General features: G+C 71.2%; 20 protein-coding genes. 12 read left to right on the top strand and 8 right to left on the bottom strand.

What is annotated here, in order from left to right; all coding sequences use genetic code 11:
* The first annotated feature begins 28 nt into the window (after positions 1-28).
* Positions 29-1,456, top strand: a complete 1,428-nt coding sequence (locus tag ACZ5XS_RS39875) for a cation:dicarboxylate symporter family transporter (protein WP_468659926.1) — start codon at positions 29-31, stop codon at positions 1,454-1,456.
* A 473-nt stretch (positions 1,457-1,929) separates the two neighbouring features.
* Here the strand turns inward: ACZ5XS_RS39875 and ACZ5XS_RS39870 are convergent, their stop codons facing one another.
* Positions 1,930-2,370: a MarR family winged helix-turn-helix transcriptional regulator gene (locus ACZ5XS_RS39870; RefSeq protein WP_468659888.1), complete on the bottom strand. Its 441-nt coding sequence runs from the start codon at positions 2,368-2,370 to the stop codon at positions 1,930-1,932.
* A gap of 84 nt (positions 2,371-2,454) precedes the next feature.
* Between ACZ5XS_RS39870 and ACZ5XS_RS39865 the strand changes: the two genes are divergently transcribed.
* On the top strand, positions 2,455-3,093 hold the full coding sequence (locus ACZ5XS_RS39865) for a maleylpyruvate isomerase family mycothiol-dependent enzyme (protein WP_468659886.1): 639 nt from the start codon (positions 2,455-2,457) through the stop codon (positions 3,091-3,093).
* Positions 3,094-3,167: 74 nt separating this feature from the next.
* Here the strand turns inward: ACZ5XS_RS39865 and ACZ5XS_RS39860 are convergent, their stop codons facing one another.
* Together ACZ5XS_RS39860 and ACZ5XS_RS39855 are read right to left on the bottom strand one after the other, a co-directional pair.
* Entirely contained in the window at positions 3,168-4,091 is a 924-nt protein-coding gene (locus ACZ5XS_RS39860) for an aldo/keto reductase (protein ID WP_468659884.1), read from the bottom strand.
* Between the two features lies 1 nt (position 4,092).
* Positions 4,093-5,007: an NAD-dependent epimerase/dehydratase family protein gene (locus ACZ5XS_RS39855; protein ID WP_468659882.1), complete on the bottom strand. Its 915-nt coding sequence runs from the start codon at positions 5,005-5,007 to the stop codon at positions 4,093-4,095.
* A 45-nt stretch (positions 5,008-5,052) separates the two neighbouring features.
* Here ACZ5XS_RS39855 and ACZ5XS_RS39850 point away from each other — a divergent pair, with 45 nt between their 5' ends.
* The 5 genes from ACZ5XS_RS39850 (at position 5,053) to ACZ5XS_RS39830 (ending at position 10,231) form a co-directional block, all read left to right on the top strand.
* The gene (locus ACZ5XS_RS39850) at positions 5,053-5,562 is read left to right on the top strand and encodes an Lrp/AsnC family transcriptional regulator (protein ID WP_468659880.1); all 510 of its coding nucleotides are present in this window, start codon (positions 5,053-5,055) and stop codon (positions 5,560-5,562) included.
* Positions 5,563-5,591: 29 nt separating this feature from the next.
* Positions 5,592-6,020, top strand: a complete 429-nt coding sequence (locus ACZ5XS_RS39845) for a MerR family transcriptional regulator (protein ID WP_468659878.1) — start codon at positions 5,592-5,594, stop codon at positions 6,018-6,020.
* Positions 6,021-6,034: 14 nt separating this feature from the next.
* Positions 6,035-6,349: a thioredoxin family protein gene (locus tag ACZ5XS_RS39840; protein WP_217239501.1), complete on the top strand. Its 315-nt coding sequence runs from the start codon at positions 6,035-6,037 to the stop codon at positions 6,347-6,349.
* A gap of 174 nt (positions 6,350-6,523) precedes the next feature.
* Entirely contained in the window at positions 6,524-8,776 is a 2,253-nt protein-coding gene (locus ACZ5XS_RS39835; RefSeq protein WP_468659876.1) for a HelD family protein, read from the top strand.
* A gap of 63 nt (positions 8,777-8,839) precedes the next feature.
* Positions 8,840-10,231 (top strand): cytochrome P450 family protein, encoded by a 1,392-nt coding sequence (locus ACZ5XS_RS39830; RefSeq protein WP_468659874.1) that lies wholly within the window; start codon positions 8,840-8,842, stop codon positions 10,229-10,231.
* 25 nt (positions 10,232-10,256) lie between these two features.
* Here ACZ5XS_RS39830 and ACZ5XS_RS39825 read toward each other — a convergent pair whose 3' ends face one another.
* Entirely contained in the window at positions 10,257-11,498 is a 1,242-nt protein-coding gene (locus ACZ5XS_RS39825; protein WP_468659873.1) for an ROK family protein, read from the bottom strand.
* Between the two features lie 196 nt (positions 11,499-11,694).
* On the opposite strand from ACZ5XS_RS39825, the gene ACZ5XS_RS39820 reads away from it, so the two are divergent.
* Genes ACZ5XS_RS39820 through ACZ5XS_RS39800 form a run of 5 tightly spaced genes read left to right on the top strand, consistent with a single transcriptional unit; the run spans position 11,695 to position 16,935 of the window.
* Positions 11,695-13,032: an ABC transporter substrate-binding protein gene (locus tag ACZ5XS_RS39820; RefSeq protein ID WP_468659871.1), complete on the top strand. Its 1,338-nt coding sequence runs from the start codon at positions 11,695-11,697 to the stop codon at positions 13,030-13,032.
* On the top strand, positions 13,029-14,015 hold the full coding sequence (locus ACZ5XS_RS39815; RefSeq protein WP_468659869.1) for a carbohydrate ABC transporter permease: 987 nt from the start codon (positions 13,029-13,031) through the stop codon (positions 14,013-14,015). Before ACZ5XS_RS39820 ends, ACZ5XS_RS39815 begins: the two co-directional genes overlap by 4 nt.
* Positions 14,012-14,845 carry a carbohydrate ABC transporter permease gene (locus ACZ5XS_RS39810; protein WP_468659867.1) on the top strand — a complete coding sequence of 278 codons (834 nt, stop codon included), beginning with the start codon at positions 14,012-14,014 and terminating at the stop codon, positions 14,843-14,845. Before ACZ5XS_RS39815 ends, ACZ5XS_RS39810 begins: the two co-directional genes overlap by 4 nt.
* A 33-nt stretch (positions 14,846-14,878) precedes the next feature.
* The gene (locus ACZ5XS_RS39805) at positions 14,879-15,904 is read left to right on the top strand and encodes a Gfo/Idh/MocA family protein (RefSeq protein WP_468659865.1); all 1,026 of its coding nucleotides are present in this window, start codon (positions 14,879-14,881) and stop codon (positions 15,902-15,904) included.
* Positions 15,901-16,935: a Gfo/Idh/MocA family protein gene (locus ACZ5XS_RS39800; RefSeq protein WP_468659864.1), complete on the top strand. Its 1,035-nt coding sequence runs from the start codon at positions 15,901-15,903 to the stop codon at positions 16,933-16,935. The genes ACZ5XS_RS39805 and ACZ5XS_RS39800 overlap by 4 nt, the downstream gene beginning before the upstream one ends.
* 53 nt (positions 16,936-16,988) lie before the next feature.
* Here ACZ5XS_RS39800 and glgB read toward each other — a convergent pair whose 3' ends face one another.
* From glgB to ACZ5XS_RS39780, 4 genes are all read right to left on the bottom strand, one after another.
* Entirely contained in the window at positions 16,989-19,610 is a 2,622-nt protein-coding gene (gene glgB, locus ACZ5XS_RS39795; protein ID WP_468659862.1) for a 1,4-alpha-glucan branching enzyme, read from the bottom strand.
* A 68-nt stretch (positions 19,611-19,678) separates the two neighbouring features.
* Positions 19,679-21,067 (bottom strand): maltokinase N-terminal cap-like domain-containing protein, encoded by a 1,389-nt coding sequence (locus ACZ5XS_RS39790; protein ID WP_468659860.1) that lies wholly within the window; start codon positions 21,065-21,067, stop codon positions 19,679-19,681.
* A 279-nt stretch (positions 21,068-21,346) separates the two neighbouring features.
* Entirely contained in the window at positions 21,347-23,050 is a 1,704-nt protein-coding gene (gene treS, locus ACZ5XS_RS39785; protein ID WP_468659858.1) for a maltose alpha-D-glucosyltransferase, read from the bottom strand.
* A partial coding sequence (locus tag ACZ5XS_RS39780; RefSeq protein ID WP_468659856.1) for an alpha-amylase family glycosyl hydrolase occupies positions 23,050-24,083 on the bottom strand: 1,034 nt, incomplete at its 5' end. The genes ACZ5XS_RS39780 and treS, both read right to left, overlap by 1 nt.

Genomic DNA, 24,083 nt, shown 5'->3' with positions numbered 1-24,083 from the left:
TCCCCCGGACGTGAGCCGCACGCCGGTGATGCCGACGAAGTCGTCAAGGAGGGCCGCCGTGAGCAGCGCAGCCAATACGGCAGCAACCGCACCCAAAGCCAAACGGGACCGCACCCACTACCTCTACATCGCAGTGATCGTCGCGGTTGCCCTCGGCATCACCGTCGGTCTGGTCGCCCCCGACTTCGCGGTCGAGCTGAAGCCCATCGGCACCGGCTTCGTGAACCTGATCAAGATGATGATCTCGCCGATCATCTTCTGCACGATCGTGCTGGGTATCGGCTCCGTGCGGAAGGCCGCCAAGGTCGGCGCCGTCGGCGGCATCGCGCTCGTCTACTTCACGATCATGTCGCTGGTCGCGCTGGGCATCGGCCTGGTCGTCGGCAACATCCTGGAGCCCGGCACGGGCCTCGCGGTGACCGACGCGGTCAAGGAGGTCGGCCAGGCGCAGGTGGCGCCGGAGGCCAAGGACACCACCGAGTTCCTGCTCGGGATCATCCCGACCACGATGGTCTCCGCCTTCACCGGCGGCGAGGTCCTGCAGACCCTGCTGATCGCCCTGCTCGCCGGGTTCGCGCTGCAGGCCATGGGCTCGGCCGGAGCCCCGATCCTGCGCGGTGTCGAGCACATCCAGCGGCTCGTCTTCCGCATCCTGGCGATGGTGATGTGGGCCGCCCCGATCGGTGCCTTCGGCGCGATCGCCGCGGTCACCGGCTCCGCGGGCGTCGACGCCCTCAAGAGCCTCGCCGTCCTGATGCTCGGCTTCTACGTCACCTGTTTCCTGTTCGTCTTCATCGTGCTCGGCATCCTGCTGCGGGCGGTCGCCGGCCTGAACATCCTCACGCTCTTCAAGTACCTGGGCCGTGAGTTCCTGCTGATCCTGTCGACGTCGTCTTCCGAGTCGGCGCTGCCGCGGCTCATCGCGAAGATGGAGCACCTCGGCATCAGCAAGCCGGTCGTCGGCATCACCGTCCCGACCGGCTACTCCTTCAACCTCGACGGCACCATGATCTACATGACCATGGCGTCCCTGTTCATCGCCGACGCCATGGGTACGCCGATGTCGATCGGCGAGCAGATTCCGCTGCTGCTCTTCCTGCTGGTCGCCTCCAAGGGCGCGGCGGGTGTCACCGGTGCGGGTCTGGCCACGCTGGCGGGCGGTCTCCAGTCGCACAAGCCGGCCCTGGTCGACGGCATCGGCCTGATCGTCGGCATCGACCGCTTCATGAGCGAGGCCCGCGCCCTGACGAACTTCGCGGGCAACGCCGTCGCCACGGTCCTGATCGGAACCTGGACCAAGGAGATCGACCGCGGCCGCGTCGACCAGGTGCTCGCCGGACAGATCCCCTTCGACGAGAAGACCCTCCTCGACGACGGCCACGGGGGCGGCGACCCCGAGGCCGGCCACGCGGAGATCCCCGAGCAGGGCGGCGAGAAGGAACTGGCCAAGGCCTGACGGCGCCCCACGGCCGGGGCGGGCCCGGCGCCTGAACCCGGGCCCGCCCCAACGCCTCCGGGCGGCTGAGTACTCCCCCGTAGCTCAGCCGCCCGGTCGGTTTTTCGCAGTAGATCAGTTTCCGCCACCTGCCCGGTGGCCCTGAGGCGGGCCCGCTCGCCGCGGCACCACGGTGCCCGCGGCCGAGCGGGCCCGCCTCTTCCGCTGCCGCCGCCGGCCGCGTCGAGCCTGAGCGCCCACCTCAGGGCCCTGCCGCAGCAGGCAGCCCTACGTGGGCCCGGTGCACGGCCGTGAGGCGGAGGCCGGCGCTCTGCGTGCCCTGCACGGCGGCCCTGAGCTGGACGAGCGGGATGCGGCAGACCCAGGCGGGTAACCGCCACCGACGCCACCGACGCCACCGACCGCCGCCGACGCCCGCAGGAGCGGGCCGGTACCTCCCGTGCCACCGCAGCTCCCGTGCCCATCGCGCGCGGTCACGCCCACGGATCCGTGATCTCCCGCAACGCCGTCAACGCCTCCCGCAGCTGCTTCATGCGGCGCTTGCCGAGGTGTGACTCCCACTCCCGCTCGACCTCGGCGACCACGGCGTCGGCGACCTCCTTGGCCGCCCGTGCCTTCGCCGCCCCGCACACCAGCCGGGCTCGCTTGTCCGTGGGGTCCGGTTCGCGGGTGACGTACCCCGCCTTCTCCAGCTGGTCGACCAGGAAGCCCGCGGTCTGCTTGGTGATCTGGGCCTGCTCGGCCAGCTCGGTCAGCCTCGTGCCGTTCGGACCGATGCGCTGCATGACCCGGGCCTGGGCGGGCGTGAAGTCGTCGAAGCCGGCCTCGGCGAGCGCGGTGAAGACCCGGTTCTCCAGGGCCCGGTAAGGAAGGAACAGGAGCACGCCCGTGTTGAGCTCGCTCTCCGCCACCATGGCCGACGCCTCCCGCCCATCTGCTTGACTTTGGTCAGAGCCTCTGACTAATTTAGTCAGAGAAGCTTACCACTTGATTGGGTGATGCCCATGAGTGCAGTGCTGGGGACCGACGAGCGCTGGCAGATCGTCGACCGGGAGCGGGCGAGCCTGGCCGACCTGCTGGAGGGGCTCAGCCCCGAGGAGTGGGAGACGCCCACGCGATGCGGGGACTGGCGGGTGCGGGACGTGGCCGCGCATCTGACCCTCGCGGCGCGCTTCAGCTACCGGGCCGCCCTGAGGGAGTTCGTACGCGCCCGAGGCGACTTCGACCGGATGATCCACGACTCGGCGGTCCGCGAGGCCCGGCTGCCCGTCGCCGAGATCGCCGCCAACCTCCGCGCGATCGTCGGCTCCCGCCGCCTCGCGCCGACCACCTCGCCCCGCGAGCCCCTCCTCGACCTCCTCGTGCACGGCCAGGACATCGCGCTCGCCCTCGGCCGCCGGCGCGAGATGCCCCCGGCGGCCGCCCGTGACGCCGCCGACCGGGTGTGGACCATGCGGGTGCCGCCCCGCCCGTGGCCGCTGCCGAAGGCCCGGCTCGTCGCCACCGACGTCGTGTGGACGCGCGGGGAGGGCGAAGAGGTCCGCGGCCCGATCGCCGCACTGCTCCTGCTGTTGACCGGGCGCCCGGACGCCGCCCGGGAGTGGTGCGAGCTGTCCGGTGTGGAGGGCCTTCGCTGAACCGGGCGCAGCCGCAAGCCGTCCGCCACCGACCCCGGCGGGCACGGGGCGGCTCCCCGCCGGGCTGAGCCGTGTCACGGGCGGCGGGCGGCCTCGTCCAGGCGGGCCAGTTCCGCCGCGTCCAGCACCAGGTCCGCCGCGGCCGCCGAGTCCCGGATCGTCTCCGGGCGGCTCGCTCCCGGGATCGGGATCACGACCGGCGACTTCGCCAGCAGCCAGGCCAGGCAGACCCGTTGGGGACTGACGCCGCGCTCGGCCGCCACGTCGTGGAAGGCGCCGAATCGCCGGGGGCCCGCAAGCCGCGACGGCCCGTCCAGGGAGCTGCGCGAGATGCCGCCGAGCGGACTCCACGGCAGGAACGCCAGCCCCAGCTCCGCGCACAGCGCGAGCTCCGCCTCGCTGTCCCGTACGGCCGGCGAGTACCGGTTCTGCACCGCGACCAGCCGGTCCCCGAGGATGTCGCGGGCCGTCCGGATCTGCCCGGCGTCCGTGTTGGACACCCCCGCCAGCCGGATCTTGCCCTCGTCGAACAGTTCGCGCAGGGCGCCGACCGACTCCTCGAAGGGCACCGCCGGGTCGGGTTTGTGCAGCTGGTAGAGGCCGATCGCGTCCACGCCGAGCCGTTTGAGGGAGGCCTCGGCGGCCGACTTCAGATGCCGTGCGCCGCCGCTCACCGTCCAGTCGCCGGTGGGGGTCCCCCCAGGCTTCAATGCTCTGGGGGACGGTCTGCCCCGGCCGCCCTTCGTGGCCACCAGCACGCCGGACGTGTCACCGCCGTACGCGGCGAGTGCGCGAGCCACCAGCAGTTCGTTGTGGCCGGGCGCCGCCCCGGGCAGGTGGTAGGAGTCCGCCGTGTCCAGAAGGGTCACGCCCGCGTCGAGCGCCGCGTGCACGGTGGCCAGGGCGCGCGTCTCGTCCGGGTGGCCCTCGATGGACAGGGGCATCGCGCCCAGCCCGACGGCGCTCACGCGCAGGTCGCCAAGTGTGCGGTACCGCATGTCAGTTGCCGCCCTTTCCGAGGGTGTCGGCCACGGCCCCCGGCAGCCACCGCCGTACGTCGCCGAAGGCGAAACCGAGCCGGGCGGCCCGGGAGTTGTCCATGCCGTAGGAGCGGGCGAAGGAGAACGGGGAGACCTCGCCGACCTCGACGGGGTGCCAGAGCGTCTTCCCGTCCGGGAAGTGCGCGGCCACCGCCTCGCACAGCTCCTCGGTGGTCAGCACGCCGTCGGAGGCCGCGTTGACCGGCCCGGTGAAGTCCGCGCCCGCCGCCCAGGCCAGGAAGTCGGCGATCTCCTCGACGTGGACGTAGGTGGCGGGCCGGTTCCCGGTCGGCACGGCGATCGGCTCGCCGGTGCGGATGCGGTCGGCGTAGTGCTGGAGCCGTCCGGTGAAGTCGTCGGCGCCGCCCAGAACATGGGCCACGCGCACGGACACGTACGGGAAGTCCGGGCCGGCCGCGAAGACCGCCTCCGCCTGCCGCTTGCCCTCGCCGTAGTGGGATTCCTGGAACTCCGGCTCCTCCCAGGGGAGTTCGAGGTCGACGGGGACGGTCGTCGGGTCGACGGCGTCCTCGCGTACGAGCGTGGCCGAGTCTTCGTACTCGTACACCTCGACCGTCGAGGTCATCACGTAGCGGTTGGTCCGGCCGGCGAAGACCCGGCGGGCGGTCGCCGCCTGGCGCGGGGTGTAGCAGACCTGGTCGACGACGACGTCGAAGGTGCGGGAACCGAGTGCTTCGGTGAGGGACATCTCGTCATTGCGGTCGGCGACCAGATGAATCGCTCCGGGAGGAGGAGGGGAAGAGCCGCGGTTGAGGACCGTGACCCGGTCTCCGGCGGCCAGCAGACGCGCGATCAGCCGCTTGCCGAAATAGCGGTTGCCGCCGATGACCAATACCTCTCGTGCCTTTTCCATGACCATAATTCTCCCGGGGTACACGCACGCACTGAAGGGGGAACCATGGGAGTTCCGGCCGCCACACCGAAAGAACCACGGCATCTGCGCGCCGCCGCCGACGAAACGTCGGTGGCCTTCGACGCGCTGGACCGGCAGATCCTGGAGCTCCTCCAGACCGACGGCCGGATCAAGCTCAGCGAGCTGGGCCGCCGGGTCCGCCTCAGCCCGGCGGCGGTCACCGAGCGGGTGCGGCGGCTGGAGGGCTCGGGCGTGATCAGCGGGTACGGCGCCCGGGTCGTCCCGGCCCGGCTCGGTTACGGCATCCAGGCGTTCATCCGCGTCGACCCGCACGGCGGGTACACCCTGAAGCACCCCAGGACCCTGGAGCTGATGGAGCGTCCCGAGATCACCGAGGTGCACCACGTGGTCGGGGAGGACTGCTGGTTCCTCAAGGTCGCCGTCAGGGACACCGTCCACCTGGAGGGGGTCCTGGAGGAGATCTCCGCCCTGGGCCGTACGACGACGTCGATCGTGCTGACCTCCCCGGTGGAGCGCAAACCGCTGTTGCCTTGACGTCGGCGTCAAGGCTTACGGTCGTCCCCATGCGAATCGGCGAGCTGGCCGCACGGGCCGGGACCACGACCCGGACGCTGCGCTACTACGAGTCGCGCGGCCTGCTGCCCGCGCGGCGGGGCGGCAACGGATACCGGACGTACGACGAGAACGACCTGAGGCTGCTGAGGCAGATCCGGACGCTGCAGGACTTCGGGTTCGACCTGGAGGAGACGCGGCCGTTCGTGGAGTGCCTGCGGGCCGGGCACCCGGAGGGCGACTCGTGCCCGGCGTCGCTCGCCGTCTACCGGCGCAAGCTGTCGGAGCTCGACGAGCTGATCGGTGAGCTGCAGGCGGTGCGCGCTCAGGTCGGGGCGCAGCTGGACAGGGCCGAGCGGGCGCGGGACGAGCTGGCGGCCGAGGCGGAGGTTCCGGGGGGTCCGGAGCCGGTGTGCGAACTGGGGAGGAACCTCGAGTGATCAAGGCGGCGGGTGTGGCCGAGGTGACGGACGCGGACTTCGAGGCGGAGGTGATCGGGGCGGAGCTGCCGGTGCTGGTGGAGTTCACCGCCGACTGGTGCCCGCCGTGCCGGCAGATGGGGCCGGTGCTCAGTGCCCTCGCCGCGGAGGAGGGGGAACGGCTCAAGGTGGTCCAGCTGGACGTGGACCACAACCCGGAGACCACGAACGCGTACAAGGTGCTGTCGATGCCGACCTTCATGGTGTTCCGGGGCGGCGAGCCCGTGAAGGCGATGGTGGGGGCCCGGCCCAAGCGGCGCCTGCTGGAAGAGCTGGCCGACGTGCTCTGAGCCCTACGGCATGAAGAAATCCCCTGAGCAATTGCGCTCGGGGGATTTCTTTGCGTATATTGAATGGTTCGCGAGTTCACATAATTGAGTCGCAAAGAAGTTCAGTGAACACAGTATATCCGGGCGGGAGCGGAATTGTCAAACACCGGTTTTCCCCACAGTGAAGACAACGAATTGCGGCAGGAACAGCAATTCGTCGACGGGCTGTATGTGCGCGTCGACGCCCTGCGCGGCGACACCGAGGGCTCCGTCACGGACGCGCTCGCCCAGGGCAACACGCCCATGCAGGCCCGCCTCGAACGGGACATCCTGGTCGCCGAACGCTCGGGACTGCTGGCCGCGCTCAACGCGGTGGACGGCTCCCTCTGCTTCGGCCGGATCGACCTCACCAAGGGCGTCAGCCACCACATCGGCCGGATCGGCCTGCGCACCGACGACGCCGAGCGCACGCCGATCCTGATCGACTGGCGGGCGGACGTCGCCCGCCCCTTCTACCTGGCCACCGGCCACACCCCGATGGGTCTGCGCAGGCGCCGGCACCTCACCACCGAGGGCCGCCGGGTCACCGCCCTGCACGACGAGATCCTCGACCTCGGCGACGCCACCCGCACGGGCCACGAGGACCCGAGCGGCGACGCCGTGCTGCTCGCCGCGCTCAACTCCGCGCGCACCGGCCGGATGAGCGACATCGTGCAGACCATCCAGGCCGCGCAGGACGAGATCATCCGCGCGCCCCACCGGGGCGTGCTGGTGGTGGAGGGCGGGCCCGGCACCGGCAAGACGGCGGTCGCCCTGCACCGGGCCGCCTATCTCCTCTACGAGCACCGGGATCTGCTCGCCAAGCGGGCCGTCCTCATTGTCGGCCCCAACCCTGCCTTCCTCGGCTACATCGGTGAGGTCCTGCCCTCGCTCGGCGAGACCGGCGTACTGCTGGCCACGGTCGGAGAGTTGTTCCCCGGCGTGAAGGCGCGCGCTACCGACCCGCCCGAGGCGGCCGCCGTGAAGGGCCGCGCCGACATGGCGGACGTCCTCGCCGCCGTCGTACGCGACCGGCAGGCGCTGCCCGACCCGGTGATCGCGATCGAGCACGACCGCGAGATCCTGATGCTGGACGACGACCTCGTGAACATGGCCCGCGAACGCACCCGGGCCGCCGGACTCCAGCACAACGCGGCACGCGAGCACTTCGAGGGCCACATCCTCAACACCCTCACGGACATGGTCGCCGAGCGCATCGGCACGGACCCGTACGACGGCTCCAACCTGCTGGACCCGAGCGACATCACCCAGATCCGCGACGACCTCGCAGAGAACCCCGAAGTCTGGTCGGCGATCGACCGGTTGTGGCCGAGGGTGACCCCCAAGCGCCTGGTCGCGGACTTCCTCGCGGCACCCGAGGGGTACGTCGGCGAGGAGGACGCCGCCGCGATCCGCCGCCCGGTGACACGGGCGTGGACCGTGGCGGACGTACCGCTGCTGGACGAGGCGGCGGAACTGCTCGGCGAGGACGACCGGGTGGCGCGGGCGCGCGCCGAGCGGGAGCGGGAGACGCAGGTCGCCTATGCGCAGGGCGTCCTTGACGTCTCGTACGCCTCTCGCACCTACGAGTTCGAGGACAAGGACGAGGAGGACTCCGAGATCCTGTCCGCGCACGACATCATCGACGCCGAGCGCTTCGCCGAACGCCACGAGGAGGACGACCACCGCAGCGCCGCCGAGCGCGCGGCGGCCGACCGCACCTGGACGTTCGGGCACATCATCGTCGACGAGGCGCAGGAGCTGTCGCCGATGGCCTGGCGGCTGCTCATGCGGCGCAGCCCGACCCGCTCGATGACCCTGGTCGGCGACCCGGCCCAGACGTCGGAGGCGGGCGGTGTCGGTTCATGGTCCGGGATCCTGGAGCCGTACGTCGAGGACCGCTGGGAGCACACCCGGCTCGGCGTCAACTACCGCACACCGGCGGAGATCATGGACGTGGCGGCCGCCGTCGTGCGCGCCGAGCACCCCGGCTTCGAGCCCCCGAGTTCCGTGCGGTCGACAGGGGTGCGGCCCTGGGCGCGCGCCACCGACGACCTGCCCGGAGCCGTGGCCAAGGCGGTCGGGGACCTCACCCCGGCCGAGGGCCGCCTCGCGGTCATCGCCCCGCGCGACCTGCACCGCGCGCTGGCCGCCCGGCTGGACGGAGTGACGGCGGGCGCGGAGCCCGACCTGACCGGGACCGTCGTCCTCCTCGACCCCCGGCAGTCGAAGGGCCTGGAGTTCGACTCGGTGCTGGTGGTCGAGCCGGCGCGGTACGGCACGAGCGACCTGTACGTCGCGCTGACCCGGGCGACCCAGCGGCTCGGGGTTCTGCACACCGGGCACCTGCCGCAGCCGCTGGCCGCGGCGCTCGGGCAGAACCGGGTTCCGGGGCACCGGATCGTGTAGGAGCCGTAACAGTTCGTGACGTGGTGACTGCACGTGCACGGTCGGTGCGGTAAGCGTGGCGGCATGGAAGCCCAGTCGCACCCCACCGCACCGGCCGGCAGCCCCACCCTCGCGGAGTTGCCCGTCGAACCGCTGCTCACCTCCGAGTTCGACGCCGACCCCGGTGCGGTGTACGAGCGGCTGCGGCGCACCTACGGGCCGGTCGCACCCGTCGGTCTGGCGGGCGTAACCGTGTGGCTGGCGCTCGGCTATCCCGAGGTCATGGAGGTGCTGAGGAACGAGAGCCAGTGGCGGCGGGACATCCGGTACTGGCGGGCCCGGGCCGAGGGGCGGCTGCCGGACGAGTGGCCGCTGCTCGCGGGCTACGAGGTACGGCAGATGATGTTCGTGGACGACGAGGAGCACCGGGCGGCCCGCCGCACCCACCACGCGGCCCTCGGCCCCTTCCAGGACGCCCGCAGCCCGGAGGGCTGGGAGTTGCGGGCCGCGGTCGCGCGCTTCACCGACGAACTCGTCGCCATGCTCGCCTCGGAGACGGGTTCGGCGGGTTTCGCGGACCTGGGCGCGCAGTACACCCGGCCGCTGCTGCTGATGGTCACCACCCAGTTGTTCGGCTGCCCGGTCGAGCTCGGCGACGAACTGGTCATGGACCTGTGGCGGATGCTGGACGGCGGTCCGGGCGCGGGCCCCGCCACCGGCCGCGCGCTGGCCGCGTTCACCCGGCTGGCCGCCCATCGCAGGGCCCGCCCCGGCGACGACCTCACGTCGTACATGCTGCTCGCCGACCCGGAGTTGAGCGACGAACAGCTCGGCCGGGAGCTGTTCATGAACGCCGTCTACCTGAACGACATCACCGGCAACATGGTCCTCAACACCCTGCTGGAGGTGTTGCGCGGCAACGCCACGGTCCGCAGCAGCCTGTCGGCCGGACAACTCGGCGAGACGGTCAACCGGGCCGCGCTCGCCAACCCGCCGGTCGCCAACATGTGCTTCCGCTTCGCCGCGCGGGACGTCCGGCTGGGTGGCTTCTGGGTGCGCTCCGGGGATGCCGTCTCGCCGTCGGCGGCGGCCGCCCATCGGGATCTGCTGGCGATCGGCCGCTCCCACCTCGTCGACTCCGCGGTCAGCACGCGTGCCCATCTGGCGTGGGGCGCCGGACAGCACCAGTGCCCGAGCGCGGCCCGTGACCTCGGCAGCCTGATCGTCACCAGTGCGGTGGGCCGGGTCTTCGACCACTTCTCCAAGGTCGAACTCACCCTGCCGCACGACCAGTTGCCGTGGCGGTCGGGGCCGGTGGTGCGAGGGCTGCGGCTGCTGCCGGTGCGGTACGAGCTGAGCGGGGTGGGGTCTGCGAGGAGCCGCTCGGTGCCCGCGCCGCCCCCTTCCCACGCTGCCGACCGCCGGACGAAGGGGTTGTTGGCGGCCTTGCGAAAGCTGATGTTCGGGGGTGGCTGAGGGCTCCGCCACCAGGCCCCCGGACCTATGCCCACCCACCACCCGACTCGGTCGGACTGCTGGGTGGCCGTTCCACCGGGAGGCTCGTGGGCCGGGTGCGGAGCACCTCTTCGACGGAGGAGAGGGCGAAGCGGACCGCGCCGGTTATCACGGCCTCGTCGCCCAGGGCTGACAACCGCCACTGCGGCAGGTCGACCAGGAGGTTGCCGGCTTCCTCCTCGGCGGCGCCCAGGAGCAGTTCCGCCGCCGGCAGCAGACCGGGGTCGGGGAAGAGGCTGGTGCCGAGCACGACCAGCGCCGGGTCGAGGGCGAGCAGCACGGGGGCGATCCCGGCGGCCAGTCTCCGCCCGTACGACGTGACGGCCGCGACCGCGTCGGCATCCCCCGAGGCGGCGCCGTCCGGGACCAGGGGTTCGAGGCCGGGCTGCGACGAACTGCTGCCGGGGAAGCGGATGAAGCCGATCTCACCGGCCGCACCGCGGTGTCCGCGCAGCAGGCGTCCCCCGGTGATGACTCCGGCACCGAGCCGTTCCCCGAGCAGGACGAAGACCATCTCGTCGGCCGCGCCGCCGACCCCGCGCCACTGCTCGCCGAGCGCGGCGAGGTTGGCGTCGTTCTCCACGGCGACCGGGCAGCCGAGCGTGTCGCCGAGGACGGTGACGATGTCGGCCTCGGCCCAGCCCCTGAGGTTGTCGGCCTGCCGGACACGGCTGTTGCTCCGGTCCACCAGACCGGGGGTGCCCACCGTCGCGGCCCACACCCGCCGCATGTCGGCTCCGGCGCGGTCGATCGCGCGCTGCACCACCGCGATGACGGCGCGGGCGCGGGCCGGGCCGCCCAGGTCGGCCCGCACTGCCTTGCGTTCGACGGCCACCGGTTGGCCGTCGAGATCGGCCAGGCAGGCGCTCACCGAGCGGGCCCGTACGTCCACGCCGACGACGAAGCCCGCGTGCGGGCGGAAGCGGAACCGGCGGGCCGGGCGGCCGGGAGACCGCTGACCACGGGCGGAGACGGCCGGGGCGACCTCGATGAGTCCGCGGTCGGTGAGCTCCTCGACGATCGCCTCCACCGTGGGGCGGGAGAGCTTGGTCGCCGCGGCCAGGGTGGAGAGCCGTGGGTGCGGGGCGGCCGAGCGGACGGCGGCGAGGATGGCCGCGGCGTTCGTGGCACGAAGGTCCGCCACGCCCACCACCGCGGGCGGTTCGCGGTCGGGGGAGTGCGGCTGCGGCATGCCGCCGAGCGGCCACCGGTCCCTGGACGTGGCCAATGATCAACCTCCTGTTGCGGAACGCCCCGACGATAACAATCCAGCCATGAGTCCTTGACGCGTGCCAGGCTCACTCCGATTATAAAACGCAACTGCGTTATCGAACCAAGTTGCACTCCACGGCGACTCGACGGCGTCTTCCCACCCTCCTCCGCCGCCTCCGCCGCGCCGCGTCCCGTCACGCCCAGGAGACCCCATGAGTCCCAGCCCGTCTTCCCTGTCCAGACGTACCTTCCTCGCGGCCACCGGCGCGTTCGGCGCCGCGGCACTGGCCGCGTGCAGCGATCTGACCCCGGGCGCCTCCTCGTCCGAGAACAGCAGCACCGGTCCGGTCTCCACCGCCGTACCGGCCGACAAGATCACGCTGGTGGTCGCCGACGCCGACGACACCACCATGACCCCGGGCCTCATCGCGGCCTTCCGCGAGAAGCACCCCAACATCACCGTCAACCGCCAGTACACGGGCTGGGACGACTACCTCAAGAGCATCAACACCACCATGTCGGCCGACAGTGCCCCCGACATCGCGCAGTTCACCTCCGGCATGCAGAACCTCGTGCCCGGGCGGCTGTTGCTCAAGGTCGGCGAGTACGGCAAGGCGTACGGCTGGGCGGAGAAGTTCCCCGGCCTGGACCAGATCACCCTCACCACGGACGGCAAGACCGTCGGCACCGGTGACCTGTACGGAGTGGGCGCGGGCCTGTCGTTCGAAGGCGTCTACTACAACAAGGCGAAGGCGCGGAAACTGGGCCTGAACGTCCCCCCGGCCACCCTGGAGGACCTGGAAGCCCTGTTCGCCAAGGCCAAGGCGGCCGGTGAGACGGCGCTGGTCGCGGGCAACCTCGACGGCGGCCTCAACCACCCCTTCAACGTGCTGCTCTCGGCCTATCTGACACCCAAGGACCGCGAGGCGTGGGCCTTCGGCCACAAGGGCGCCAGCATCGTGCTGCCGGAGGCCGAGAAGGCGGCCGAGACGCTTCAGCGATGGGTGGACAAGGGGTACGTCACCCCCAAGGTCAACGGCGTCAGCGACAACGACGCCACCGCCGCGTTCGCCAAGGGCGCAGGCGTCTTCCGGATCAGCGGCAACTGGGCCGCGGCCGCGGTGGCCAAGGGCCTGGGCGAGAACGCCGGCTACTTCACCATGCCGCCCGTCGCCTCCGGCGGGAAGGTCCGCACCACCGGCGCCGGGGTGTACTACTGCGTGTCCAGCAAGTCGAAGAACGCGGCCGCGGCCGCCGCCTTCCTCGACTTCGCCGCCAGTGCCCAGGCCGCCGCCATCACCGCCAAGGCGGGCTTCATGGCTCCCGACGCGGGTGCCATGCCCAGCCAGAGCGGACTGCTGGGCGATGTCCAGAAGGGCTGGCAGCAGGTCGTCAAGGACGCCGGCCTGCAGCCGTTCATCCAGAACGCCTCCACCCCGACGATGGGCGACACCCTCACCACCCAGCTGCAACTGCTCGCCGGAGGCAAGGTCAGCCCCGAGAAGTTCCTGGCCGGCCTCCAGACGGACTTCGAGAACTACCACAAATGACCACTGCCGACCGACTGACCGGCGACCCCGTCCGCGCTCCGGGCGCCCCGTCCGAGGCGAAGCGCGGATCCGGCCCCGCCGTGCGCCGGCATCGCGGTACGCCACCGTCCGGCCGCCGTCGGCGGCGCCGGGCCGTGGCGTTGCTGTACCTGCTGCCTGCGCTGCTGCCCTACACGCTCTTCGCCGTGCTGCCCATGCTGCACACCGCGTATCTCTCCCTGTTCGACTGGGACGGGGTGACCCTCCCGTCCTTCGTCGGACTCGACAACTACCGCCGTATCGCCGACGACCCCCAACTGCGCGCCGCCGCCTGGCACGCGGGCGCCCTGATCCTGTTCTTCTCCGTCCTGCCGATCTGCGTGGGACTGGTCTCGGCGGCGATCGTGTCCCGGCGCGCCGGACGCCGGGGCACCGCCCTGGTCCGCACGGTGCTGTTCCTGCCCCAGGTCATCCCGCTGGTCGCGGTCGGCATCCTGTGGCGCTGGGTGTACGGCGAGGACGGCACCCTCAACCAGGCGCTGCGGGCGGTCGGCCTCGGCGGCCTCACCGACGCCTGGCTGGGCAGCTTCACCTGGGCCCTGCCGGCCGTCGGACTGATCGGGACCTGGGTCGTCTCGGGCCTGTGCATGGTGCTGTTCCTGTCCGGGACCCAGCGCATCGACCAGGAGATCTACGAGGCGGCACGGATGGACGGAGCCGGCCCCGTACGGGAGTTCACGGCGATCACCGTCCCGCTGCTGCGGCCGGAATTCGCCGTCGCGCTGTCCATCACCGTGATCGCCGCCCTGTCCAGCTTCGACCTCGTCTACATCACCACCGGGGGCGGCCCGGGCAACAGCACCGTCGTCCCCGGAATCCTCATCTACCGCCTGGCCTTCGGGGGCGGCGCGGTCGGCGTGGCCAGCGCCCTGGCGGTCGTCCTGACGGCGGTCATCTCCCTCGCCGTCCTGGTGATCAACCGGCTGTCCAGGGAGGCACCGTGAACACATCGGCGAGAGCGGTCACCGGGCGCTTCACGGCACCCCTCGTGCTCGCCCTGTTCATGGCCGCCGTCCTCGTGCCGTTCGCCTCCCTGCTGCTGGCCTCGCTCCAGCCGGCGGGCGCTCCGCTGACCGGCTTCGCCCTGCCGGACGGGCTGCACTTCGAGAACTTCTCCCGCGCCTGGTCCGCGGCGGGCTTCGGCACGCTGCTGCGGTCGAGCGTGGTGATCGCGCTGTGCGTGGTGCCGGCCGCGGTGGTGTGCGCGACCTTGGCCGGGTACGCGCTGGCGACCCTCGAAGTCCCCGGCCGGGGACGGCTCTACGCATACCTGCTGCTCGGCCTGTCCATCCCCACCGAGGGCACCATCATCCCGCTCTACTACGACATGCGCGCCCTGGGACTGACCAACACGGTGCCGGGCCTCGCCCTCGCGGAGATCGGCGCGTTCATGCCGTTCGGGGTGTTCTGGATGCGCGCCCACTTCTCGACCATGCCGCGCAGCCTGATCGAAGCGGCACGGCTGGACGGCGCCTCGTCGTGGGCGACGCTCTGGCGGATCCTGCTGCCCAGCTCCCGCCCGGCAGTGACCACGCTGGGCGTCCTGTACTTCGTCTGGAGCTGGAACCAGTTCCTGCTCCCGCTCATCCTCATCCAGGACCCGGCCCGTCGCACGGCCCCCGCCGGACTGGGCTTCTTCACCGGGCAGTACGGCGTCGACGTGCCACTGCTCGCCGCGGCCACCCTGATCGTGATCGCCCCGGTGGTGCTCGTCTACCTGTTCTTCCAGCGGCACTTCATCAGTGGCGTACTCAGCGGCGCCCTCAAGGGCTGACCCCACAGGACATCCAGGAGGTCGGAGAATTCCATGGCAGAACTCGAAGTCGCGCTGATCGGCGCGGGCGGCATCGCCCGCACGCATCTGCCCGCGTGGGTCGCCCTCGGCGCGCGCGTACGCCTCTACGCACCCGACGGCCAGGCCCCCGCCCTGGCCCGCGAGTTCGGCGCGACGGCAGTGCGCTCCCTGTCCGAGGCGATCGCCGGGGCGGCCGTGGTGGATGTGTGCACGCCGACCGACACCCACCGGGACATCACCCTGGCGGCCGTCGCGGCCGGGGCCCATGTCCTGTGCGAGAAGCCGCTGGCGCTCGGCGCGGCCGAGGCCGCCGAGATGGCCGACGCGGCACGAGCGGCCGGGTTGCACCTGTACCCGGGACACGTCGTGCGCTACTTCCCCGCCTACGCCCGCCTTCGCGACCTGGTCGCCGCAGGCAGCCTGGGCCGGGTGGCGGTCGCCCGGTTCACCCGCACCGGCCGCTATCCCACCTGGAGCGGCTGGTTCGCCGATCCGGCACGGTCGGGCGGGATTCTGACGGACCAGATGATCCACGACTTCGACATCGCCCGCTGGCTCTTCGGCGAGGTCGTCCGGGTCCACGCCCGGACCCAGGGGCATCTCACCAGCCCGGCCCCGGAAGGGGCGGTCGCCACCGGGACCGCCGTCCTCACCCACGCGGGCGGCATCCTCGCCCAGGTCGTAGGGGTGTGGGGGCCGCCGGCCACGCCGTTTCGCACCACGTTCCATGTGTCGGGCACCGGCGGTACCGTCCAGCACGACTCCCAGGCGCACCTCGGTCTGCGGATCACCGGCACCGCGTCCGGAGGCCCGGCGGACGGCATACCGGGCGGAGACTTCGGGGAGTCGCCCTACCTCACCCAGATCCGCGAGTTCGCCGAGGCGTTCGCGGGCGGTCCCGAGCCACGGGTGAGCGGCCGGGACGGTGTGGCGGCCGTCCGTATCGCCGAGGCCGCGGCGGAGTCCGCCCGTACCGGGCGGACCATCGAACTCGCCCCGCAGACAACCACCGCACCCACAGGGGGAATCGACCAGTGAGAGTCGCCGTACTGTCCTTCGCCCATGTGCACGCCGCGACCTACATCGGGCTGCTGCGCGACCGCGACGGCATCGACCTGATCACCGCGGACCCCGACGCCCCGCCGGACGACCCCACCCGTGGCCGGGACCTCGCCGAACGCCTGGGCGCGGCCTACGCCGACACCTGGGACGAGGTGTTCGCCCTGACCCCCGACGCCGTGGTGGTCACCAGCGAGAACGCCCGGCACCGGCACCTGGTCGAACGGGCCGCCGCGGCCGGGGCGCACGTGCTGTGCGAGAAGCCCCTCGCGACGACCGAGGCGGACGCACGGGCCATGATCGACGCCTGCGCACGCGCCGGGGTCGGATTGATGACCGCCTATCCCGTACGGTTCAGCCCCGCCTTCACCGCCCTGCGCAGCGCGTTGGCCGACGGCCTGCTCGGCCAACTGGTCAGCGTCCACGGAGCCAACAACGGCTCGAACCCCGCCCGCTCGCGCCCCTGGTTCGCCGACCCGGAACTGGCGGGCGGCGGAGCGCTGGCCGACCACACCGTCCACCTCGCGGACCTCGTGGACGCGCTGCTGGACGGCGAGCAGGCGACGGAGGTGTACGCCCAGGCCAACAGCATCCTGGACGACGGCGGCCCCGCACCGGACGTCGAGACCGCGGGTCTGGTCACCATCCGCTACCCCGGCGGGGTCGTCGCCGCCGTGGACGCCAGCTGGAGCCATCCACCGGACCACCCGACCTGGGGCGGGCTCGCCATGACCTGTGTCGGCGAGAAGGCGATCGTGGAGTTCGACGCCTTCCCCCCGCTGCTCGGCGGCTTCGACTCCGCCACCGGCCGCGACCGGTGGGAGTCGGGCGGGGCGGATCTGGACGCCGCCATGCTCGACGAGTTCCTCGACGCCGTACGCACCGGACGGCGGCCGTCCCCCGACGGCGAGTCGGGCCTGCGCGCCCTCAGGATCGTGCTGGCCGCATATGAGTCGCTGCGCACGGGCCAGCCGGTCGCACTGACGGACGGCCCCGGCGTGACCGCCTGACCGCCATGGCCGAGTGGCACACGAGGACCGGCCGCCGGTCAGCCGAGGAGGCCCTACGCCGGCCGCAGCCACACCGTCGACAGGGGCGGCAGCGTCAGCCGGATGCTCGCCGGGCGACCGTGCCAGCCCTGGGCCTCCGGCTTGATGGCGTCGGGGTTGGTGACGTCGCTGCCGCCGTACCTCCCGGCGTCCGTGTTGAGGGCCTCGTACCAGGCCGGGACGTCGTCCGGGACGCCGAGACGGTAGTCGTGGCGGATGACGGGGGAGAAGTGGGAGACCGCGAGCAGGGGGTTGCCCTGCGCGTCGTAGCGCAGGAACGCGAAGACGTTGTCCTCGGCCGCGTCACCGACGACCCACTGGAAACCGGCGGGGTCGGTGTCCCGCTGCCACAGCGCCGGGGTGTGCCGGTAGACGGTGTTGAGGTCGCGGACCAGGTCACGGACGCCCCGGTGGTCGGACTCCGCCCCGTACGCCGGGTCGAGGAGCCACCAGTCGGGGCCGTGGGCCTCCGACCATTCGGCGCCCTGGGCGAACTCCTGCCCCATGAAGAGGAGCTGCTTGCCCGGGTGGGACCACATGAAGCCCAGGTACGCGCGCGTGTTGGCGCGTTGCTGCCACCAGTCGCCCGGCATCTTCGACACCAGCGAACGCTTGCCGTGGACCACCTCGTCGTGGGAGATGGGCAGCACGTAGTTCTCGCTGTAGGCGTACACCATGGAGAAGGTCATCTCGCCGTGGTGGTACTTGCGGTGGACGGGCTCGTGGCTGACGTAGTCCAGCGAGTCGTGCATCCAGCCCATGTTCCACTTCAGGCCGAAGCCGAGGCCGCCGAAGCCCCCCGGGCCCATGTGGTGGGTGGCGCGCGTGACGCCGTCCCAGGCCGTGGACTCCTCCGCGATCGTCACCACGCCCGGCACCCGCCGGTACAGGGTCGCGTTCATCTCCTGGAGGAACGCCACCGCGTCCAGGTTCTCCCGGCCGCCGTGCTCGTTCGGCGTCCACTGGCCGGCCTCGCGGGAGTAGTCGAGGTAGAGCATCGAGGCGACCGCGTCCACGCGCAGGCCGTCGATGTGGAACTCCTCGCACCAGTACACGGCGTTGGCGACCAGGAAGTTGCGCACCTCGCGGCGGCCGTAGTCGAACTCCAGGGTGCCCCAGTCGGGGTGGGCGGCCCGCAGCGGATCCTCGTGCTCGTACAGCGGGCGTCCGTCGAACTCGGCCAGCGCCCAGGCGTCGCGCGGGAAGTGCGCCGGCACCCAGTCCATCAGGACGCCGATCCCGGCCTGGTGCAGCGCGTCGACCAGGTACTTGAAGTCGTCGGGAGTGCCCAGGCGGGCGGTGGGGGAGTAGAAGCCGGTGACCTGGTAGCCCCAGGAGCCGCCGAAGGGATGCTCGGCCACCGGCATCAGCTCGACATGGGTGAACCCGAGGTCCTTGACGTAGGCCGGCAGCTGCTCGGCCAGCTGACGGTACGTCAGTCCCGGTCGCCAGGACGGCAGATGGATCTCGTACACCGAGAACGGGACCTCGTGCGCGGGGGCGTCCGTGCGGCGCGCCAGCCACTCCTCGTCGTGCCACTCGTGGTGCGAGGCGTGCACCACGGAGGAGGTGGCGGGCGGGACCTCCGTACGGCGGGCCAGCGGGTCGGCCCGCAGGGTCCGGGAGCCGTCCTGCCGGGTGAGCTCGAACTTGTACAGCTCGCCCTCGCCGACGCCGGGCACGAACAGTTCCCACACACCGGTGCCGCCGAGCGAACGCATCGGATACGCGGTCGGGTCCCAGAAGTTGAAGGTGCCGGCCACCCGCACGCCCCGCGCGTTCGGCGCCCACACCGTGAAGCGGGTGCCGGCCACACCCTGGTGGGTCATCGGCTCGGCGCCGAGCGCCGTCCACAGCTGCTCGTGCCGGCCCTCGCCGATCAGGTGCAGGTCGAGGTCGCCCAGCGCGGGCAGGAAGCGGTACGCGTCCTCGGTGTCCTGGACCGCCTCCTCGTACGCCACCAGGAGGCGGTACGCCGGGACGTCCCGCAGCGGCAGCAGGCCCGAGAAGAACCCGTCCCCGTCGTTGTGCAGTTCGGCCCGCAGATCCCCGGCGACGACCGTGACGGCCAGCGCGTACGGCCGCAACGCGCGGAAGGCGACCCCGCCGGGCACCGGATGGGCGCCGAGCACGGAGTGCGGGGCGTGGTGGGTGCCGGCGAGCAGGCGCTCGCGGTCACCGGCGTCCACGGCGGGGGAGACGGCCACGGCTGTCTCCGACGGCGGGGGGGCGACCGGGGCGGCGACCGGGGCGGTGACCTTGTCCGTGACGGCCTTCGTCGCGACAGCCTTCTTCGCGGTGGCTTTCTTGGTGACGGCCTTCTTCGCGGTGGCTTTCTTGGTGGTGGCCTTCGCCGGGGCGGCCTTCGTCGCGGTGATCTTCGCCGGGGTGGTCTTCGCCGGGGTGGTCTTCTTCGTCCCGGCCTTCTTCGTGGTCGCCTTCTTGGCCGTCGGAGTCGCCTTCTTCGCCGTGGTCTTCTTCGTCACCGTCTTCTCGGCGGTGGTCTTCTTCGCCGCCGCCTTCTTCACCGCTTCCTTGGGCGCGGTCGCCTTCTCCGCGGCCTTCTTCACACTCTTCGCGGCTTGCGCAGCGGTCTTCTTCGGGTCCGAACCGCTGGACGGGGTGCGGGGGGTCACTGGCGAGGCCTCCTCGGCGAAAAGTTCTGGTCGGCGGATCCGGTCGGCAGATCCGGTCGGCCAGAAGGTCAGATCAGGTCGGTGGTCACATAGCCCTCGATGGCCGCCATCGGCACGGGGAGCCAGTCGGGGCGGTGGCGGGCCTCGTAGACGACCTCGTAGATCGCCTTGTCCGTCTCGTAGGCGCGCAGCAGCACCGGGTCGGTCCGCGGATCGACGCCGCTGACCTCCGCGTACCCGGAGCAGTACGCCGCCCTGCACGCATCGGCCCAGCCAGGCACCGGCTGGTCGGCGGAGTGCGCCGCGTAGTCGAAGGAGCGGAGCATGCCCGCGATGTCCCGGGCGGTCGGCTGTGGCATCCGGCGTTCGGCGAGCGGTTTCGACGGCTCGCCCTCGAAGTCGATCAGCGACCACTGGCCGGCCGGCGAGCGCAGGCACTGGCCGAGGTGCAGGTCGCCGTGGATGCGCTGCGCGGTCCAGGTGCGGCCCTCGGCGGCCAGGTCGGCCAGCGCGGTGAACGCGGAGCGCAACCCCGGCGCGTGCGGCCGTAGCGCGGGCACCGCCTGCGCGGCCGCCTCCAGGCGCTCGATCATGCCGTCGACCAGCGGCTGTAGCTGGGTGTGACCGATCGTGGCCGTGGGCAGCGCCCGGGCGAGCGCGGTGTGCACCTCGGCCGTGGCCCGCCCCAGTGACCGCGCCTCCGCGCTGAAGTCCTCGCTCTTGGCCAGCTCCCGCAGCGCGAGCTCCCAGCCGTCGGAGGCGCCCTGCACGAACGGCTGGAGGACGCCGAGGACGTACGACTCACCGGACAGCTCGGCCCGCAGCCATCCCGTGGGTGCCGGCACCCGGGGGCAGCCCTCCTGGGCGAGGGCCAGCGGCAGCTCGAGGTCGGGGTTGGTGCCGGGCACGATCCGGCGCAACAGCTTCAGGATGAACGTATCTCCATAGACGATCGACGAGTTCGACTGCTCGGCGGTCATCACCCGGGGCACGAGCCCTTCCCGGATCTCCTGGTGCGGGTCGCGGTCGAAGCGCAGGCCGCCGATGCGGGCCCGCCTGCGCACGGCCTCCAGGAGCAGTTCGGCGGACCGGGAGTCGTGCAGGGCCTCGTAGACCGTCTGTCCGGCGAGCGGGCCCTCCTCGACGTGGCCGATCAGCGCGGGCGCCAGCCGGGGCGGCAGCGCCTCGCGCACGCCTATGAGGAGCTGGTAGCAGTCGCCCGGATGCGGCGGGCTGCCGAGGGTGAGGGGCTGGTGGGCACGCACCAGCAGGTGGTACAGGCCCTGCTTCGCCGTCGGCGGCAGCAGCTCGGTGGCGGCCACCAGGGAGAACCCGGTGACCGGGCGGCCCTTGCCCGCGAACCAGCGCTGCCGCGGCAGCCACTCCCGCAGCAGTGGGTCCAGTGACGCAAGGAGGCCGGGATGTGTCGTGGCGTTACGGGTGACGGCTTCCGACATGGTGAGCGTCCTTTCCGCGGCGCGTGGCGGAGGAGCGTCGGGTTGCGTGAAGGGTGCCCAGGGCAGGGCGGTGAAAACCGCCCTGCCCTCAATTGTGGCTGTGCGCCACGACCGGCGAGTTGCGGAGCCGGAACCATTGACGTTCACGCCACCCGAGTCAGGGACGTGTCCGTTCCGATCGCTCGGAACGGTTTCGCACGACAAGCGCGCGCAGTTGATGACCGAGCCACCCGCCCGGCGGGCTCGGGTTCTGATCACCAGAACGGAGTAACCGTAGCACTACTCAACGTGTTCCTTGCGCAATCGGAACCAGTAGAACCCATGCCCGCCGAGCGTCAGCAGATACGGCAGCTCACCGACGGCCGGAAAACGGACCCCGCCGAACAGCTCGACCGGATGCCGCCCGTTGAACGCGCTCAGATCCAGCTCCGTCGGCTGCGCGAACCGCGAGAAGTTGTTCACGCACAGCACGAGGTCGTCCTCGTACTCCCGGAGGAAGGCGATCACCGCCGGGTTGGAGGAGGGCAGCTCCGTGTAGGACCCCAGACCGAAGGCGGGGTTCTGCTTGCGGATCTCGATCATGCGGCGGGTCCAGTGCAGCAGGGAGGACGGGGAGGCCATCGACGCCTCGACGTTCGTCACCTGGTAGCCGTGCACCGGGTCCATGATCGTGGGCAGGTAGAGCCGTCCCGGGTCGCAGGACGAGAAGCCCGCGTTGCGGTCCGGGGTCCACTGCATCGGCGTGCGTACGGCGTCCCGGTCGCCGAGCCAGATGTTGTCGCCCATGCCGATCTCGTCGCCGTAGTAGAGGATCGGCGAGCCCGGCAGGGACAGCAGCAGAGCCGTGAACAGCTCGATCTGGTTGCGGTCGTTGTCCAGCAGCGGTGCCAGCCGCCGCCGGATGCCGATGTTGGCGCGCATGCGGGGATCCTTGGCGTACTCCGCCCACATGTAGTCGCGCTCTTCGTCGGTGACCATCTCGAGGGTGAGCTCGTCGTGGTTGCGCAGGAAGATGCCCCACTGGCAGCTCGACGGGATGGCCGGGGTCTTGGCGAGGATTTCCGAGACGGGATACCGGGATTCCCTGCGCACCGCCATGAAGATGCGCGGCATCACCGGGAAGTGGAACGCCATGTGGCACTCGTCGCCGCCGGAGCTGTAGTCGCCGAAGTAGTCGACGACGTCCTCCGGCCACTGGTTCGCCTCCGCCAGCAGCACCGTGTCCGGGTAGGAGGCGTCGATCTCCTTGCGGACCCGCTTGAGGAACTCGTGGGTCGCCGGAAGGTTTTCGCAGTTGGTGCCCTCCTCCTGGTACAGGTACGGCACCGCGTCGAGCCGGAAGCCGTCGATGCCCAGGTCCAGCCAGAACCGCAGGGCGGAGATGATCTCCTCCTGCACCGCCGGGTTCTCGTAGTTGAGGTCGGGCTGGTGGGAGAAGAAGCGGTGCCAGTAGTACTGCTTGCGGACCGGGTCGAAGGTCCAGTTGGAGGCCTCGGTGTCGACGAAGATGATCCGCGCGTCCTGGTACTGCTTGTCGTCGTCGGCCCACACGTAGTAGTCGCCGTAGGGGCCGTCCGGATCCTTCCTGGACTCCTGGAACCAGGGGTGCTGGTCGCTGGTGTGGTTCATGACGAAGTCGATGATGACGCGCATGCCGCGGTGGTGGGCGGCGTCGACGAACTCCACGAAGTCGGCGAGGTCGCCGAACTCGGGCAGGACGGCGGTGTAGTCCGAGACGTCGTATCCGCCGTCCCTCAGGGGTGACTTGAAGAACGGCGGCAGCCACAGGCAGTCGACGCCCAGCCACTGCAGGTAGTCGAGTTTCGCGGTCAGGCCCTTGAGGTCGCCGACGCCGTCACCGTTGCTGTCCTGGAAGGAGCGGACGAGGACCTCGTAGAAGACGGCGCGCTTGAACCACTCCGGATCCCGGTCCTTGGCCGGGGTGTCCTCGAAGGTGTCGTGGACGGGCTCGTTGACGATCATTAGGTGGGTGACCCTCCGATCTGCGGGGTGGACGGTCGCAGAACCGAAAAGATGTGCGCGGGCCGGGTGCCCGGTTCGAGGCGCACATAATTGGCCCTGCCCCAGTGATAGGTCTCACCGGTGAGCTCGTCGCGCACCGGCACCGACTCGTGCCATTCCAGGCCGAGTTGCGGCATGTCCAACGAGACCGTGGCCTCCTGGGTGTGGTGGGGGTCGAGGTTGGCGACCACCAGAACCGTGTTCGAGCCGCTCCGCTTCGAGTACGCGATCACCGCCTCCTGATCCGCGTGGTGGAAGTGGAGATCGCGCAGTTGCCGCAGGGCGGGGTGTGCGCGGCGGATCGTGTTGAGCCGGGTGATCAGCGGGGTCAGGGAGCGGCCCTCGCGGTCGGCGGCTTCCCAGTCGCGTGCCTTGAGCTGGTACTTCTCCGAGTCGTGGTACTCCTCGCTGCCCTCGCGCACCGGGGTGTTCTCGCACAGCTCGTAGCCGCTGTAGATGCCCCAGGTCGGGGAGAGGGTCGCGGCGAGCACGGCGCGGACCTCGAAGGCGGGCCGGCCGCCGTGCTGCAGGTACTCGTGCAGGATGTCGGGGGTGTTGGCGAAGAAGTTGGGCCGCATGTAGGAGGCCGCCTCCCCCGACAGTTCGGTCAGGTACTCGGTCAGCTCCTCCTTGGTGTTGCGCCAGGTGAAGTACGTGTACGACTGCTGGAAGCCGCTCTGGGCCAGGGTGTGCATCATCGCCGGGCGGGTGAACGCCTCGGCCAGGAAGATCACGTCGGGGTCGGTGCGGTTGATGTCCGCGATCACCCGCTCCCAGAACACGACCGGCTTGGTGTGCGGGTTGTCGACGCGGAAGATCCGCACGCCGTGGTCCATCCAGTGCCGCAGCACCCGCGACGTCTCGGCGATCAGGCCGTCCATGTCGGCGTCGAAGGCGATCGGGTAGATGTCCTGGTACTTCTTGGGCGGGTTCTCCGCGTAGGCGATCGTCCCGTCCGGCCGGTGGTGGAACCACTCCGGGTGTTTGTGCACCC

It is taken from the genome of Streptomyces sp. NPDC033131, from assembly GCF_055578365.1.
Note: the sequence above shows the minus strand (reverse complement) of the source record. Positions and strands in the feature narration are given on the sequence as shown.

What these genes read in the sequence shown, in the direction of transcription:
- ACZ5XS_RS39875 (WP_468659926.1), top strand. Translation starts at nt 29, where the DNA reads ATGCCGACGAAGTCGTCAAGGAGGGCCGCCGTGAGCAGCGCAGCCAAT.
- ACZ5XS_RS39870 (WP_468659888.1), bottom strand. Translation starts at nt 2,370, where the DNA reads ATGGTGGCGGAGAGCGAGCTCAACACGGGCGTGCTCCTGTTCCTTCCT.
- ACZ5XS_RS39865 (WP_468659886.1), top strand. Translation starts at nt 2,455, where the DNA reads ATGCCCATGAGTGCAGTGCTGGGGACCGACGAGCGCTGGCAGATCGTC.
- ACZ5XS_RS39860 (WP_468659884.1), bottom strand. Translation starts at nt 4,091, where the DNA reads ATGCGGTACCGCACACTTGGCGACCTGCGCGTGAGCGCCGTCGGGCTG.
- ACZ5XS_RS39855 (WP_468659882.1), bottom strand. Translation starts at nt 5,007, where the DNA reads ATGGAAAAGGCACGAGAGGTATTGGTCATCGGCGGCAACCGCTATTTC.
- ACZ5XS_RS39850 (WP_468659880.1), top strand. Translation starts at nt 5,053, where the DNA reads ATGGGAGTTCCGGCCGCCACACCGAAAGAACCACGGCATCTGCGCGCC.
- ACZ5XS_RS39845 (WP_468659878.1), top strand. Translation starts at nt 5,592, where the DNA reads ATGCGAATCGGCGAGCTGGCCGCACGGGCCGGGACCACGACCCGGACG.
- ACZ5XS_RS39830 (WP_468659874.1), top strand. Translation starts at nt 8,840, where the DNA reads ATGGAAGCCCAGTCGCACCCCACCGCACCGGCCGGCAGCCCCACCCTC.
- ACZ5XS_RS39820 (WP_468659871.1), top strand. Translation starts at nt 11,695, where the DNA reads ATGAGTCCCAGCCCGTCTTCCCTGTCCAGACGTACCTTCCTCGCGGCC.
- ACZ5XS_RS39815 (WP_468659869.1), top strand. Translation starts at nt 13,029, where the DNA reads ATGACCACTGCCGACCGACTGACCGGCGACCCCGTCCGCGCTCCGGGC.
- ACZ5XS_RS39805 (WP_468659865.1), top strand. Translation starts at nt 14,879, where the DNA reads ATGGCAGAACTCGAAGTCGCGCTGATCGGCGCGGGCGGCATCGCCCGC.
- ACZ5XS_RS39790 (WP_468659860.1), bottom strand. Translation starts at nt 21,067, where the DNA reads ATGTCGGAAGCCGTCACCCGTAACGCCACGACACATCCCGGCCTCCTT.
- treS (WP_468659858.1), bottom strand. Translation starts at nt 23,050, where the DNA reads ATGATCGTCAACGAGCCCGTCCACGACACCTTCGAGGACACCCCGGCC.